The sequence below is a fragment of the [Scytonema hofmanni] UTEX 2349 genome (genome assembly GCF_000582685.1).
Lineage (GTDB): Bacteria > Cyanobacteriota > Cyanobacteriia > Cyanobacteriales > Nostocaceae > Hassallia > Hassallia hofmanni.
In genome coordinates this window covers 2,265,429-2,281,559 of record NZ_KK073768.1, presented here as the reverse complement: position 1 = coordinate 2,281,559, position 16,131 = coordinate 2,265,429, and the positions used below count along the sequence as shown (strand labels likewise).

General features: G+C 41.0%; 13 protein-coding genes and 1 pseudogene. 8 read left to right on the top strand and 6 right to left on the bottom strand.

All coding sequences use genetic code 11. From position 1 onward, the window contains the following. Nucleotides 1-3: 3 nt before the first annotated feature. From TOL9009_RS0115220 to TOL9009_RS0115195, 6 genes are all read left to right on the top strand, one after another. Complete coding sequence (locus tag TOL9009_RS0115220; RefSeq protein WP_029633561.1) at nucleotides 4-1,737, top strand: SDR family NAD(P)-dependent oxidoreductase; 1,734 nt, start codon at nucleotides 4-6, stop codon at nucleotides 1,735-1,737. A gap of 458 nt (nucleotides 1,738-2,195) precedes the next feature. Continuing rightward, on the top strand, nucleotides 2,196-3,563 hold the full coding sequence (locus TOL9009_RS0115215; protein ID WP_029633560.1) for a beta-ketoacyl [acyl carrier protein] synthase domain-containing protein: 1,368 nt from the start codon (nucleotides 2,196-2,198) through the stop codon (nucleotides 3,561-3,563). Continuing rightward, nucleotides 3,556-6,912, top strand: a complete 3,357-nt coding sequence (locus tag TOL9009_RS0115210; protein WP_029633559.1) for a PfaB family protein — start codon at nucleotides 3,556-3,558, stop codon at nucleotides 6,910-6,912. The genes TOL9009_RS0115215 and TOL9009_RS0115210 overlap by 8 nt, the downstream gene beginning before the upstream one ends. A 131-nt stretch (nucleotides 6,913-7,043) precedes the next feature. Then, nucleotides 7,044-8,711 carry a PfaD family polyunsaturated fatty acid/polyketide biosynthesis protein gene (locus TOL9009_RS0115205; RefSeq protein WP_029633558.1) on the top strand — a complete coding sequence of 556 codons (1,668 nt, stop codon included), beginning with the start codon at nucleotides 7,044-7,046 and terminating at the stop codon, nucleotides 8,709-8,711. A gap of 8 nt (nucleotides 8,712-8,719) precedes the next feature. Then, entirely contained in the window at nucleotides 8,720-10,219 is a 1,500-nt protein-coding gene (locus TOL9009_RS0115200; RefSeq protein ID WP_029633557.1) for a thioester reductase domain-containing protein, read from the top strand. A gap of 73 nt (nucleotides 10,220-10,292) precedes the next feature. Continuing rightward, on the top strand, nucleotides 10,293-11,279 hold the full coding sequence (locus TOL9009_RS0115195; RefSeq protein WP_029633556.1) for an NAD-dependent epimerase/dehydratase family protein: 987 nt from the start codon (nucleotides 10,293-10,295) through the stop codon (nucleotides 11,277-11,279). Between the two features lie 103 nt (nucleotides 11,280-11,382). Here TOL9009_RS0115195 and TOL9009_RS43510 read toward each other — a convergent pair. From TOL9009_RS43510 to TOL9009_RS39260, 4 genes and pseudogenes are all read right to left on the bottom strand, one after another. Next, nucleotides 11,383-11,565, bottom strand: a pseudogene (locus tag TOL9009_RS43510) (PIN domain-containing protein); the annotation flags it as partial. Beyond that, nucleotides 11,562-11,795, bottom strand: coding sequence for a hypothetical protein (locus TOL9009_RS0115190; protein WP_029633555.1), 234 nt, complete (start codon nucleotides 11,793-11,795; stop codon nucleotides 11,562-11,564). The gene TOL9009_RS0115190 and the pseudogene TOL9009_RS43510, both read right to left, overlap by 4 nt. Nucleotides 11,796-11,914: 119 nt before the next feature. Next, complete coding sequence (gene hetI / locus TOL9009_RS0115185; protein WP_029633554.1) at nucleotides 11,915-12,622, bottom strand: 4'-phosphopantetheinyl transferase HetI; 708 nt, start codon at nucleotides 12,620-12,622, stop codon at nucleotides 11,915-11,917. 17 nt (nucleotides 12,623-12,639) lie between these two features. Next, nucleotides 12,640-13,752, bottom strand: a complete 1,113-nt coding sequence (locus tag TOL9009_RS39260) for a YheT family hydrolase (protein WP_051502910.1) — start codon at nucleotides 13,750-13,752, stop codon at nucleotides 12,640-12,642. Between the two features lie 132 nt (nucleotides 13,753-13,884). Between TOL9009_RS39260 and TOL9009_RS0115175 the strand changes: the two genes are divergently transcribed. Then, nucleotides 13,885-14,628, top strand: a complete 744-nt coding sequence (locus TOL9009_RS0115175; protein ID WP_029633553.1) for a response regulator transcription factor — start codon at nucleotides 13,885-13,887, stop codon at nucleotides 14,626-14,628. Nucleotides 14,629-14,694: 66 nt separating this feature from the next. Then, complete coding sequence (locus tag TOL9009_RS0115170; RefSeq protein ID WP_029633552.1) at nucleotides 14,695-14,988, top strand: hypothetical protein; 294 nt, start codon at nucleotides 14,695-14,697, stop codon at nucleotides 14,986-14,988. 91 nt (nucleotides 14,989-15,079) lie between these two features. Here the strand turns inward: TOL9009_RS0115170 and TOL9009_RS0115165 are convergent, their stop codons facing one another. Continuing rightward, a complete protein-coding gene (locus TOL9009_RS0115165) occupies nucleotides 15,080-15,382 on the bottom strand; it encodes a hypothetical protein (RefSeq protein WP_029633551.1) in 303 nt (100 codons plus the stop codon). Between the two features lie 91 nt (nucleotides 15,383-15,473). Beyond that, nucleotides 15,474-16,131, bottom strand: a 658-nt coding sequence (locus TOL9009_RS39255; RefSeq protein WP_038296367.1) for a beta-ketoacyl-ACP synthase 3, incomplete at its 5' end; no start/stop codon positions are given.

Below are 16,131 nucleotides of genomic sequence, written 5' to 3'. Positions count from 1 at the left end.
TTTATGACAATACAAACACGAAATTCTACAACATCAGTTTTTCTAGTTAGTGGTGGTGCAAGAGGCATTACAGCGCAGTGCGTTATCAAATTAGCGCAGCATCAACCTGGGAAATTTATATTACTTGGTCGGAGTGCGATCGCGTTGACGGAGCCTGACTATGCTCAAGGTTGTTTTGAAGAACCTGTACTAAAAAAACGCATCATGGAAAATATTCTTTCTCAAGGAGAGAAGCCTACACCCATGAGTGTGCAAAAAGTTTATAACAACATTATTTCCAGCCGGGAAATTAAAGAGACAATTTCCAGTATTGAAAAGACAGGAAATACCGCAGAATATATCAGCGTCGATGTTACAGATCCCATCGCCTTAAACGAGAAAATTGCCGCTGTTGTGAAGCGCACAGGAGCCATTACAGGCATTATACACGGTGCTGGTAACTTAGCTGATAAGTTAATTGAAAAGAAAACCGAACAAGATTTTGAAAAGGTTTACACGGCAAAAGTTAAAGGGTTAGAAAATCTTTTAGCTTGCGTGCATCCCAGCCAACTTCAGCATTTAGTCTTGTTCTCTTCCGTAGCTGGTTTCTATGGGAATATTGGACAAACTGATTATGCGATCGCTAACGAAATTCTCAACAAATCGGCTCATCTAATTAAACAAAAATATCCTGATTGTCATGTCGTCGCTATTAACTGGGGTGGTTGGGATAGCGGAATGGTGACAGCAGAATTGAAAAAAGCTTTTGCTGAAAGGGGAATTGATATTATTCCCGTAGAAATCGGCACGAAAATGTTAGTTAAAGAACTGAATGCTATTAATCACGCTACCACACAAGTTGTGATTGGTAGTCCAATTACTCCACCACCAGCAGAGTTAGATTCTGAACTACGCACCTATCGCATTCGTCGTAAAATGACACTAGAAGCTAATCCCTTTTTAGTGGATCATACAATCGCTGGTTTTCAAGTTTTACCAGCAACTTGCGCGATGTCATGGATGATTAACGCTTGTGAAGAACTGTATCCAGGTTACACATATAACAATTGTCGAGAATTCAAAGTATTGAAAGGAATTACTTTTAATGACACTTTAGCGAGCGAACATATTCTAGAATTGCAAGAAGTTGCTAAAGTTGGTTCTCAAAGTATCGAATTTCAAGCTACAATTTTGAGTAAAAATCCACAAGGAAAAACTCACTATCATTTCAAAGCTTTTGTAACCCTTCTCCGAGAAATGCCAGAGGTTCCTATTTATGAGGGACTGAATCTAGAAGAAGATAACATCATTACCACCACTGGTAAAGCATTTTATCAAAATGGAGATTCCACTTTATTTCACGGACCAGCCTTTCAGCAAATCACCAGAGTTTTAAACATCAGTTCCAAAAAAATTACTGTAGAATGTCTTTGGGAAAACATCACAGAACAACAACAAGGACAATTTCCAGTTCGCTGGCACAATCCTTACACAACTGACTTGAGTACACAATCCTTATGGATTTGGTTAAGCCATTTACATCAAGAAGTTTGTTTACCCGGACAGTTAACTCATTCCGAACAATTTGCAGTCACACCATGCAACGAACCATTTTATGTTTCGTGCGAAATCGAAGGAAAAACACAAACCGGCGTAACAGCTAATTTCATTTTACACAGTCGCGAAGGAGAAATTTACTCACGCATTATGGGAGCAAAAGCCGTAATTTGGCCCATGCAATTATCAAAGCGTAAGTAATTTGAGCGCTAAAGCGCTCACTACGAATTTCTCATTTTTTACTTTCTCTGCGTTCTCTGTGTTCTCTGCGATTTTTTAATCAGTTTTTCTTAAGTGAAAAACGAGTAACATTACTTCCAGTCCGATAACAGCGTAAATCCTGATCAATCCTTTTCAGTTTGGGGAATAGCGTAAATCCTTTCAAGTTCGGGGAGTACTAATACCAAGTCGCATAAACGTAAAAAAGTCATCCTCAGCTAGAACATAAATTCAGTAATCAAAAACCTAACCCCCCAACCCCCTTCCCTACAAGGGAAGGGGGAGTCAAATTCCCCTCCCCTTGTAGGGGAGAGGTTTTTCCAAGATTACTAAATTGGGCTATGTTCCGCTCAGAATGATATCTTTACTCGCAACTTGGTATAAGACAATTCAAATTTGAATTGACCCCTTTTTGCTAAACCCAAACGAGGATATCAGCAGTGGAGAAAATCGCCATAATTGGCTTATCATGCCTTTTTCCTGGGGCAAAAACCCCAGAAGAATTTTGGCAGAATCTTAACGAACAAAAAGATTCAATATCATCTGTAACTATTAAGGATATCGGAGTAGATCCGGCAATCTTTTACGATCCAGTAAAAGGGAAACCGGAAACAATCTATAACCTCAATGGTGGATTTGTTCGTAATTTTAAATTTGAACCAACTGAATACAATCTACCACCCGAACTACTTGCTAGTTTGGATAACACTTTTCAATGGTCGCTGTACGCTGCTAAACAAGCGATTCAGCAAAGTGGCTATTTGGGTAATCAAGCTGTACTTTCCAAATGCGGCGTAATTTTAGGTACTTTATCTTTACCTACAAAAGCTTCTAATCAATTGTTTGCTCCTATTTATCAGCAAACAATACAGCCGGCAATTCAGGAACTTTTGCAAGATAAAGACTTTCATTTGCCTTCTTTACCAACAGCTACCAAAGCGTCTTCTTATAACGCTATGATATCAGGCTTTCCAGCCGCGATGATCGCTCAAGCTCTAACTTTATCGAATATTCATTTTTGCTTAGACGCAGCTTGTTCTTCACCTTTATATGCGATTAAACTGGCATCTCATTATTTGCGATCGCATAAAGCGGACTTGATGATAGCTGGGGGAATTAGTTCTTCCGATCCGCTCTTTTTACGAATGTTTTTTTCTGGTATCCAAGGATATCCGCAAAATGACATTAGTCGTCCTTTAGATAACACATCCAGAGGGCTAATTACCTCCGAAGGTATAGGAATGTTTGTCTTAAAAAGATACAGTGATGCTATCAGAGATGGCGATAACATTTTAGCGACAATTTGCGGCATTGGACTCTCGAATGATGGTAGGGGCAAGCATCTTTTAAGTCCGAATTCTCAAGGGCAAATTAAGGCTTTTGAGCGAGCATATACTGAAGCTGAACTTAGCCCCAAAGATATCGATTACATGGAGTGCCATGCTACCGGCACATTATTAGGAGACACCACCGAATTTAACTCTATCGAAACATTTTTTGGTGAACATCAAGCAACACCTTTAGTCGGTTCTGTCAAGGCAAATGTCGGACACCTGCTAGTTGCTGCCGGTTCGGTGAGCTTAATGAAAGTCATTTTGAGCATGTGTGGAAATGTCATTCCCGCAACCATTAATGTCACCGATCCTATAGGCTCTGATGACAATGTAATTGCACCTAAAAGAATTGTTACAAATTCCACTAAATGGCACGGTAAAGCATCAGTTAAACGTGCAGCTATAAGTGCTTTTGGGTTTGGTGGAACTAACGCTCATTTAATTCTGGAAAGAGGGGAAAAAGAAAATGACTGAACAATCTGCAAAAATTGCGATCGTTGGTATGGATGCCTTTTTTGGTGAGTGTAATGGATTAGATGCTTTTGAACGTAGCATTTATGACGGAACACAGCATTTTATTTCTTTACCACCAAAAAGATGGCAAGGTATCGAAGAACAAGAAAGCTTACTTAAAAAGTACGATTTACCAGAAGGCAAAGCACCAGTAGGAGCATACATTAAAGATTTTGAAATCGATACTTTAGCTTACAAAATTCCCCCAAATGAAGTAGAAAAGTTAAATCCGCAACAATTATTACTACTAAAAGTTGCCGATCGCGCTTTGAAAGATGCAGCAATTAAAGAGGGGGAAAATGTCGCAGTAATTGTTGCTGCTGAAACCGAACTTTCTGTTCATCAGTTACAGCAACGATGGAATTTATCCTGGCAAATAAAAGATGGTTTAAACGCTGGGGAAATTTCCTTACCTGCCGAAAAAGTCACTCAATTAGAAACAATTGTTAAAGACGGACTTCACCATCAAGTAGAAATTGGTGAATATCTCAGTTACATCGGTAACATCATGGCGAGTCGGGTTTCTTCGCTGTGGAATTTTAGCGGTCCTTCCTTCAGCATCACAGCAGTAGAAAATTCCGCTCTCAAGGCACTGGAAGTGGCAGAAATGCTACTTATTTCCGGGGAAGTTGATACTGTGCTAGTCGGCGCTGTAGACTTAGCTGGCGGCGTGGAAAATGTATTATTGCGGAGCCAATTAGCTAAAATTAATACAGGCATCCCGACTTTAAGTTATGACCAAAAAGCCGACGGCTGGATGGTTGGTGAAGGTGCCGGAGCAGTTGTCCTCAAGCGTCACGACACCGCATTAGAAAAAGGCGATCGCATCTATGCAGTCCTTGATGCTCTTAGCTTCGGGCAAGGTCATTATACTGCAACTCAATTAAATAGCGGTATTGTCACCGCAGACACAGAAACTGTCAACTCTGTCTGCAAACAAGCTTTTCAGATTGCAGGTATTGAACCGAAAGAGATTAGCTACTTGGAAGTTTACGGTAGTGGTGTTCCTCAGGAAGACGAAGCGGAAATTGCCGGGTTGCTCCAAGCTTATCCTCCCACAGGGAATGGATTAGACTGCGCGATTGGTAGTGTTAAAGCTAACATCGGTCATACCTTTGTGGCATCGGGAATCGCCAGCTTGATAAAAACCGCTCTGTGTCTGTATCACAGATATATTCCCGGATGCCCGAAATGGTCTGGAGTGAAAACGCCGCAAGTTTGGCAAGGTAGTCCTTTTTACGTCGCTACTGAATCTAGACCTTGGTTTCTCGGCAAAGAAAGCACTCGCAGAGTAGCAGCAATTAACAGCATGGGCATAGATGGGACATTTGCCCACGTCATCTTGTCAGAACAACCGAATCAGAAGGAACGTGATAGCGCATATTTACAACAAACGCCATTTTATTTGTTTCCAATTGCCGCAAGCGATCGCACCGAATTATTAGAGCATCTTACCGCACTTCAACAAAGCATCGAAAAGTCTTCTTCTCTGTCAGTTACTGCTAGCAATACTTTTACTGCTTTTAAACAGCATCCTGATGCAAAATATGCTCTCACAATTCTTGGACGGAACAAAAAAGAATTAACTAGAGAAATCGAATCTGCCCGCAAAGGTGTAAATAATGCCTTTGAAAAAAATATCGATTGGCTAACACCTCTTGGTAGTTATTTTACAGCTAAACCATTAGGTAAAGAAGGCGGTATTGCCTACGTTTATCCAGCAGCAGTTAACGCTTATGTTGGTCTTGGTCGGAATTTATTCCGCTTATTTCCGAAAGTCCATAATGACGAGATTGTTCAAAGTCTTTACAAGCGTGCTGCTGACGTTGAGAGATTGGTATTTCCGAGAAGCTTGAATAAGTTGACAACCAGACAAGTAGAAACTCTGGAAAAGCAACTTTTAGATGATTCTTTGGCATTATTTGAAGCCGAAATGCTGCATACCAGACTCACCACAACAATCATCCAAGACGATTTTCAAATCAAGCCAAAATTTGTCTTTGGATATAGTTTGGGTGAAACTAGCATGATGGTTGCTCAAGGAATTTGGAGCAATTTTTACCAAGGAAGTAACAACTTTAATTCATCTCCTTTATTTGGTGAAAGATTATCTGGGGCAAAAAACGCCGTTCGCGAATATTGGGGATTACCAAAAGCAGAATCAAACGACAACAACTTTTGGAGTAACTATGTTTTGATAGCGTCAGTATCTCAAGTACTGGAGTGTATTAAAAATGAGGATCGTGTTTACTTAACTCAAATTAATACACCAGATGAAGTTGTGATTGCTGGTGAAATAGCAGCTTGTGGGAGAGTAATTAAAAATTTGGGTTGCGATGCTTTCCGCGCTCCCTTCGACCACGTAATACATTGCGAACCGATGCAATCGGAGTACGAAGAACTAGTTAAAGTTAACACATTACCGATAAGTAAAAAGCTTCCTGATGCTACTTTTTACTCAGCATTGGAGCATAAACCGATTGTACTTGAAAGTAATGCGATCGCACACAGTGTCGCCAAAGTTCTTTGTTCACAACTTGATTTTGTCCAATTAGTAAATCAAGTCTACTCCGATGGAGCGAAAATCTTTATCGAAGCTGGTGCAGGTAGTGTTTGTTCTAGGTGGATTGACAAAATTCTCGATGGTAAAGAACATCTCACCGTATCCCTAAATCGAAGAGGTGTAGATGACCATACATCTTTTGTCAAAGCATTAGCAAAACTCGTCAGCCATCGAGTAGAACTCGACTTATCACCACTCTACATTCAAGCAAAAGAAACTAAAAGTCAACGATTACCAACAATCAGAAATATCACCTTAGGTGGTCAGCCAATTGTTTCTACAATCCTGAGTGAAGAAAACCGGAAACTTTTCCAAAATCAAACTCAGAAAAAAGTAGTAAAACCTGTTTCCATCCAGCAACAAACTAGAGAACTGATAAATTCTCTCAAAGCTGGTAACAAACATAACAATATTCCGCCATCTCAAATAAAACAAGAGGAAGTTCCCATGAAAAATATCATTGATAACAGTTTTCAGCCTAGAGAAATATCACAATCTTATCAGTCCACTGCCACGAAAGAGAGAATTACTCAATCGATTCCTCGTCCACCAGTTACAACTGAGATAAATCAGATAGAAAATCTAAATGATTTACGTAATTCTCAGTATCAAAAATTGAGTAACAACAATTCCAGCATTACGAAAACCCACACCGCGTTTCTAGAAGCTAGACAGGAATTTAGCCAGCAAATGAGTGAAATCATTCAATTACAGTTAGCCTGCGTCGAAAATTTGTTAAATCAGTAAAGGAAATTACAGTAGAGACGTTCCACCGGAACGTCTCTCAATATTAAGACGTTTCACCGAATAGAGACGTTTCACCGAAACGTCTCTACCCCATTACGCATTTCTTACTTACAATTTGAGGGTTAACCACATTGAAAACTGTAGATACATTATCGAGTAAATATAATGATGGGCTTTGTTTTTCTGCCTCATCTTATAACCAAAATCAGCTTTGGAAATGTTCCTTAGATTGTGTATCTTTTGACCGTCAAGGTATCAAAGAAAAACTTTTGGCTATAGATAAACCTAGTTATATCGTTAGAGTTGAAGGCAGAATTGGTGTCACTAACGAAGGTTATTCTTGCCCTAATGAGCATAGCGGTAAACCAGGAACAGTAGAATTGCTGATGGCTGTTCCCCCAATTTCAATTCAAAACTTAGGCGATCGCACTTTTCTTTCTTCTCATAATGTAAAATATGCCTATGCGACTGGTGCAATGGCTGGGGGAATTGCTTCGGAAGAAATGGTTATTGCACTAGGAAAAGCGAAAATTTTGAGTTCCTTTGGTGCAGGTGGATTAAGTCCGGAACGTCTGGAAGTTGCTATTAAACGCATTCAAGAAGCTTTACCTTATGGTCCCTACGCTTTTAATTTAATTCACAGTCCCAACGAACTCGCTATTGAACGTCGTGCAGTAGATTTATACCTTAAATATGGCGTAAAAACTGTAGAAGCTTCTGCATTTTTAGACTTAACTCCCAACATTGTTTATTATCGTGTTGCTGGGCTGAGTTTGAATGCAGCAAATGAAATCGAAATTAAAAATAAAGTCCTGGCAAAAATTTCTCGTCGAGAAGTTGCTACCAAATTTTTGCAACCAGCACCAGCAAAAATTATCAAAGAACTACTTGAGCAAGGATTAATCAGCGAATTACAAGCTAATTTAGCAGCCAAAGTTCCAATGGCTGATGATATTATTGCCGAAGCTGATTCAGGTGGTCATACAGATAATCGTCCTCTAGTTTGTCTGTTACCTTCAATTATTGCTTTGAGAGATGAAATTCAAGAACAATATCAATATGAAAAACCAATTAGAGTTGGTGTAGCTGGAGGAATTGCTACCCCAGAATCAGCATTAGCTGCTTTTATGATGGGTGCTGCTTTTGTAGTTACTGGTTCAATTAATCAGTCGTGTATTGAATCTGGAGCTTGCGAACATACTAAGAAATTGCTAGCTCAAGCAGAAATGGCTGATGTCATCATGGCTCCAGCAGCAGATATGTTTGAAATGGGGGTAAAACTCCAAGTTCTCAAAAGAGCAACTCTCTTCCCCATGCGAGCGCAGAAATTATATGAGTTATATCGAAGTTATGACTCGGTTGAACAGATTCCTCTTGCGGAAAGAGAGAAGTTAGAAAAACAAGTTTTTCGCAAAACTATAGCTGAAGTATGGGAAGGAACTGCTGCTTATTTATCGCAAAAGAATCCCGAAAAATTAGCGAAAGCTGTCAATAATCCTAAGTTGAAAATGGCTCTAATTTTTCGCTGGTATTTAGGCTTATCTTCCCGTTGGTCTAGCTCTGGTGAAAAAGGTCGAGAAGTCGATTATCAAATTTGGTGCGGTCCAGCGATGGGCAGTTTTAATGACTGGGTACGCGGTTCTTATTTGTCTGAACCAGAAAATCGCCGAGTAGTTGATGTAGCTCATCACATCATGACAGGAGCCGCATTTTTATATCGCGTACAAAACTTGAAAATTCAAGGATTGCAACTAGCAGATTTTTACAGTCAATATCGTCCTGGACGTTCTATATTTTAGGTGTGTAAATGAGTTTATCAAATACTGCAAATCAGCCTCATAGTGCTGAAAATATCCAAACCTTTTTAGTTTCAAATCTTGCTGAATTGCTGAAAGTTGAAACTGATGAAATAGATATCCAAGAAAACTTGGAAAATTACGGTTTGAGTTCCGCACAAGCAATGATGATTGTCAGTAGATTAGAAGATTTACTGGGTTTTCAACCGTCTCCGGTTCTACTGTGGCATTATCCCAATATCGAATCACTTTCACAGCGTTTAGCTGAAGAATCAGAAGATACAAAAGTTATCGCTGATACAACCCCTGTCGTAAATTTGAAAGCTGAAGCTGTTCTCGACCCAAGCATCCGTCCTGTCACGATATTTTTTGAACCTGTAGTTGAACCAGAACGAATTTTTCTAACTGGTGGAACTGGTTTTCTCGGAGCTTTCTTAATTGAAGAATTGCTACAGCAAACCCAAGCTACTATCTACTGCTTGGTACGCGCTGCCAATGTAGAAGAAGGTAAAAATAAACTGATCAAAAATCTTCAACAATATGCACTTTGGGATGAAAAGTTTAATTCCCGAATTATTCCTGTTGTTGGGGATTTGTCTCAGCCATTGTTAGGAATTGGTGCTGAACAATTTCAAATTTTGGCGACAAACATTGACACTATTTATCATAGTGCTGCTTTGCTGAATTATGTTTATCCCTACTCAGCACTGAAAGCAGCCAATGTTTTGGGAACTCAGGAAATTTTGAAATTGGCATGTCAAATCAAAGTTAAACCTGTACATTACGTTTCCAGCGTCGCTGTTTTTGAATCTAATGCTTATGCTGGTAAAGTTGTCAAAGAAGACGATGAATTTGAGCATTGGGAAGGCATTCATCTTGGTTATTCTCAAACAAAATGGGTGGCAGAAAAGTTAGTTAAAATTGCAGGCTCACGCGGACTCCCAATTACTATCCACAGACCCCCATTAATAGCTGGACACAGCCAAACAGGTATTTCCAACACACACGATTTTATCTGTTTAATGGCAAAAGGTTGTCTGCAAATGGGAAGTTTCCCAGCAGTAGATTATATGTTGGATATGTCTCCTGTGGACTATGTAAGTAAAGCTATTGTTCATCTATCAAGACAGAAAGAATCGATAGGCAAAGCTTTTCACTTGCAACATCCTCAACCGGTTCCTTTAACTGTTTTAGTTGATTGGGTGCGCTCATTTGGTTATCCAGTTGATGTGATTTCTTACGATGCTTGGCAAGAAAAGTTAATTAACGATGTAACTTCTGCCGAAAATCCTTTATACACGCTACGACCCTTTTTGCTTGAGCGTAGGTCTGAAGAACAATTGACAATTCCAGATTTATATTTGAAAGCAAGAAGACCGGAAATCAGTTGTGAGGATACCGTGAATGCATTAGCAGGAAGTGGGGTTGTTTGTGCGCCAATTGACTCCAAATTGTTTATGACTTATACCGCTTATTTGATTGAAAGCGGTTTCTTAAATCTGGCTGAATAATTATCGTAGTAAGCACTTCAGTGCTTTGAAAACAAGCGCTGAAGCGCTTACTACATCAACAAAAAATAAATTTATGAATCTTGAAAACAAAACTTTACTAATAACTGGAATTGGGGGATTTATTGGCTTGCGTACTACCGAGTTAGCGATCGCTAACAATATGCATGTTCGCGGACTCCAACACTCCCTAGCTAAGGCAAAATTAGCTCAAAACCTGGGCGCAGAAGTCGTTATCGGTAGCATCACCGACCCAATTGCAGCCTCACACGCTTGCAAAGGCGTTGATATTGTACTACATACAGCCGCCTTGGTGAAAGAAGGAGGCGCATTAGAAGAGTTTCGCGAGGTGAATGTTGGTGGAAGCTTAAATATGGCTAATGCTGCCAAAAACGCTGGGGCAAAAATCTTTATTCACACCTCCAGCGTCATGGTATATGGCTTTAATTATCCCAACAAAGTGACGGAATCAGGACCCTTTTCCGGCGATAATAATCCTTATTGTCAAACTAAAATTGAAGCAGAAAAAGAACTCTTAAAACTAAATTCGCCAGATTTTGGCGTGATTATTATTAGACCGGCAGATGTGTATGGACCCGGAAGCCACTCTTGGGTAATTCGTCCGCTTTCACTCATGCAGCAAAGAAAGTTTTTTCTACCCAACGGTGGAAGCGGAATAATGAATCATGTATATATAGATAACTTAATTGATGCAATTTTTCTCGCTATCGAAAAAGAAGCTTACGGAGAAGCCTTTAATATCACTGATGGGCAAGAAACTACTTGGAAAGAATATGCTACTCGTTTAGCAAAAGTTGCAAATTTACCTAAACCTTTTTCTCTACCAGCATCTGTAGTTAAGTTTTTAATTCGATTGCAATGTTTGCAAGAAAAAATGTTAGGTAAACAACCAGAAATTTTACCCGAATCTATAGATTTTTTAACTCGACGTTATGCTTATTCCATTGAAAAAGCAAAGAATCAGCTAGGTTATACACCAAATGTTTCTTTAGAAGAAGGGATGGAATTTGTGCGGCAATGGTTGGAAAAAATAGATAAGTAAGTCGGCACGATAAAACCAATGTATTAGGAAGTTTGAAGTTTTCGTATCTTTGAAACAGTAGCTTTCGATCAACCCCATCACAAGCGAATTGATTAAAAAACCTTTCTAGTAGCGCTAAATTCCGTTCGCTTTGATTACTGTGATACGCTCCATAATAAAGTTCCATCTGCACTACCGTACAAAGATAAATGTCTTTTGGCTGCTGTTGTGCTAGTCGAGTTGTTACACTTTGGCTACTATTGTTCAGCAATCTAATACAAACATTTGTATCTAGCAGATAGCTCAAAACAATTTCTCCCGCGTCTCAAATTCTCCCTGTTCCGGTCTTTCTAAGAGTTCTCCAACCCAACCACCAATCACTTCTTCAAAAAAACCGGGCATCCACTCTCTTGGTGATGGATTTATAGGTCTAATAATTACTTCTACTTCAATATCACCTGTGACTATCCCGGTCGGAATATCCAGATGCAATAACCCATCTGCCCCAACATGAGAACATAACTTAATACTCTGCATTGCTGTTTTCTCCTAGTCCTTGGTTTATTGAGTATGGCAGTTCTTCCATCATCCTGTATTCTCGCTCAATCAATCACAACAGTCGTCAACCCTTCATAACTAATGCGATAAACCACTGTCTAATATTGCCAACATTGCAAATGCAAGTTTTTCCTAGCAACCGCAACAGCAGCAAGATAATTATTCGCAGGTATCAATTCTGTTAAAGTCCATTCTTGAGATTGTAAACTAGCCGGCTGTGTTGGTGTCAGTGAAATCTCTACTTGTTCTAATTGAGATAATCCTGCTCCCGTTGCTTTTAAATAAGCTTCTTTGCAAGTCCAGTAACGGAAAAAGACTTGTTGCTGTTGCTTGGGAGGAAGCGATCGCACTACCTCATATTCTCTTTCTGTAAAAAATCTCTTAGCCAGTGCTTCTACATCAGTATTATCACGCATACATTCCAAATCTACACCAATCGGCTGTCTGCAAACTCCATACAACGCCAACCCCTGGGAATGAGACAAGTTAAACGATAGCCCACTAGTAGCAAATTTATCACCTAAAATCGGTTTGCCACGAGCTTCATAATCAAATCTCAGCGCTTGTGGTTCAACATCCAAATAGCGACCCAGTATAGTTCGCAGAATACCACGACCAGCGATAAAATGCTGCCGATGCTGTTCAAAATAAAACCGCTCCGCTCGACAAAGTTCATCACTGGATAGAGTTTCTGCCAATTCTTGCAATTGTGATTGCGATCGCGAAAGCTCAACTCGCCACACATGAACATCATCCACCAACAAACTTAAATCTGTCGGTGCTTTTAGCCATTGGTCAATAGTCATTGGTCAAGAGTCAATAGTCAATAGTCAATAGTCATTGGTTCTCCCTGTCTCCCTGTCCCCTTGTCCCCCCGTCTCCCACTCCGCTCCCCTAGCCATTCTAAAGTCCGATTCCAAGCCCACCACGGGTCTGAGTCTTGGGCTTGCCGCTGTCCTTGTTTACTACTCAAATAGCCGATATGACCACCGTGAGGAGTAAGTAACAAATCTATCATCGGATTTTCTTCACAAGCGGCTTCTAATTCTGGTACGATCGCTGGGTGAAAAAATGGGTCATCTTGGGCGTATATAATTAAAGTTGGTTTTTCCAGCTTTGGCAGCAGTTGTAAAGCGCTGCTTGCTTTGTAATAAGCTTCAACGGTGGGAAAACCCAATCGCTCAATTACCAATTCTTCATCAAAACCCCAAATGCTGTTAGCGCGTTCAATTGCCGCTGCATCAAGGGTTCCGGGATGCAAATCGTGGATTCGCCATGCGAGTTTTTTTAAATTGCCGGCGATACCAGCTTCAAAATATTTACCAATGGGTTGGCGAATTAGATAAGAAAGCGATCGCAAAGAATCCAAACTCGGACAAATTACCACACCACCGCCAATCTCACTTTCTGTTATCCCTAAATTCTTATTTCCTCTAGTTAATTCTACAGCGGCTTTAACCGCCCATAACGCCAATTGTCCTCCTAGAGAATATCCTGTAAACCAAAACTTTCCAGGACATCCCATAGCTTTAGCAGCCGCTGCAATGCGAACAAAATCTTCCCCCTCATACAAACCATCGCTGGTCAAAGTCGGCGATAATTCTGCTGTTTTGCCGTGCGCCCGCCAATCAAACAACACTATGGCGTATCCTTGAGCGTATGCTTTGCGTCCCAGCACTCTCAAAAACCATTCTTTTTCTAACTCGCCTGTAATGCCGTAAGTACCAACAATCGTGCTATGAGCGTTTTTTGGTATAGCAACCAAGCCATAAATTGGTACACCTTGTCCACCTGTAAATATTTGTTCTTCATAAGGTGGCTCAGGGTGTTGAGCAGTAGTTTGCCAATAACGGCTGCCCCACAAAGCGGCATATACAGTCATTGCGACACCGTTTTGCAAAAATCGAGGCGGATTGTAGGGAGCGTAACACATCATATATAGATTTTAATGTACTTTAGTCTTAATGTTTATTTTAGATTTAAAATCTTTTTTATAATCATTAAAGCAATCTTTGTATCTCCCGAAGATTCTTAATTATCCTTAACTAGTAGTAGTAAATTTTTACGAATGCCGAGGATTCTTGTCATAGACGATGACCCAGCGATTTCCGAACTTGTAGCCGTCAACTTGGAAATGGCTGGCTACGATGTCAGCCAAGCTGAAGACGGCATCAAAGGTCAAGCGCTGGCTCTCCAGCTGCAACCAGACTTAATCATGCTCGATCTGATGTTGCCCAGAGTAGATGGATTTACCGTTTGCCAACGCCTGCGACGGGACGATCGCACCTCTGAAATTCCCGTGTTAATGTTGACCGCTTTAAGCCAGACTCAAGATAAGGTAGAAGGCTTCAATGCCGGCGCGGATGACTACCTCACCAAGCCCTTTGAAGTTGAAGAAATGCTGGCGCGAGTCCGAGCCTTATTGCGCCGTACTGACCGCATCCCCCAAGCTGCCAAGCACAGCGAAATTCTCAATTATGGATCGTTGACCCTCGTTCCAGAAAGATTTGAGGCGATATGGTTCCAGGACACTGTGAAACTGACTCACCTGGAATTTGAGTTACTTCACTGTTTATTGCAACGTCACGGACAGACAGTTTCTCCTAGCGAAATCCTTCGGGAAGTCTGGGGCTACGATCCAGATGATGACATTGAAACGATTCGAGTGCATATCCGCCATCTGAGAACCAAGCTAGAACCAGACCCCCGCCATCCGCGCTACATTAAGACCGTATATGGTGCGGGATACTGCCTTGAGTTACCCAGCGTTCCCCCATCCACTGAGAGTGTTTCCACTTCACTAGTCGAGTAAAATAACTCTCAATTGGTTCAGTTTAATTAATTCCGCGAAATTCCCCATCTCTCTTTAGTGGTGTGTATGGTGCTTCGGGTCAAAAACGAAACGCACATCACGCCACATTTTTCCACAGCAGAAACAGAGAAGAGGGTAGTTGAGAAAAGGACTGGTTATAACTTTTTTTCAAATATCCCTTCTCACATCCAAGAAAAGATTGAAAAAAACCGAAAAATATTCTGGGATCAAAAAGGCGATATACCTGATGACTTTGCTCCCGGATTGTCTGCTTCTCTCATGGCAGAAGAAATTAGCGATTCAAAAATTTCTGACAAATCTTTACTGAAACTTAACTCCCACATCAACCAACACATATAAAAATAACCCACTCAATCTCTGGCAATCGCTATTCGACCCCACTAACCTCTTTAACATCAACTTCCAACTCACCGACCTCCCCACCGGACAACTAGCCGTTCACGAAGTGTGGCGCAGCCAAGCCTAAATCACCAACTATGACCAATACGATCGCCTCAACGGAGGCACCATCCTTATCGACGACGACACCAACAGCACACCAGGAGACAACTTGAATGAATCGCGGGAGTTTATTTTCAGGCAAGATAAGACCAAAGCGAGGACGTAATATTATGTCTGCTTGATTACTTACTAAACCCGGAGAACCCCACCCCGCCAAAGCTACGCTTTGTCTCCCCTCCCCGCAAGCGGGGAGGGGCTGATCGGGGTGGGGTGCAATGACTATGGGAATCATAACTAATTACCCGGACATGATATCATAGGAAATTCCCAATGCCCAATGCCCTATGCCCACTAACAACTAACAACTATCAACCAACAAATTTTTATCTTCCCCATTGAAAAATTGCTGCCCCCCAAGTGAGTCCGGCACCGAAGCCAGAGGTAGCAATGATGTCACCTGGTTTTATTTTGCCTTGTTGCACTGCTTCGTCTAGTGCAAGGGGGATAGAGGCGGCGGAGGTATTGCCATATTCCGCGAGATTACTGATAACTTTATGTGCTGGAATATTCAGACGTTGCGCTACAGCATCGAGAATGCGCTGATTTGCTTGATGTAATATCAGCCAGTCTATTTGGTCAACGCTGAGATTAGCGTGAAATAGAGCTTTGTCAATTACTTCTGGTACTCGTTGGACGGCGAAGCGGTAGACTTCTTTGCCGTTCATGGTGATGGGTTGGAAGTTGCCTTTATTGACATTTACACCGGGGATAAGTTCTTCGGGAGAGGCTTTGTAGGCAAGATTGAGATAGTGGTTTTGAGTGCCGTCACTTTTAAGTTGAAATCCTAACAAGCGATCGCTATCGTTTGCTTGCAATATTACCGCCCCAGCCCCATCACCAAACAATATACACGTACCTCTATCTTGCCAATCTACCCAACGGGAGAGGATATCTGCTCCAATTAAGAGGACATTTTGATAAACGCCTGTTCTGATGTATTGGGCAGCGGTGACAAGTCCAAACACGAAGCCGGAACAGGCA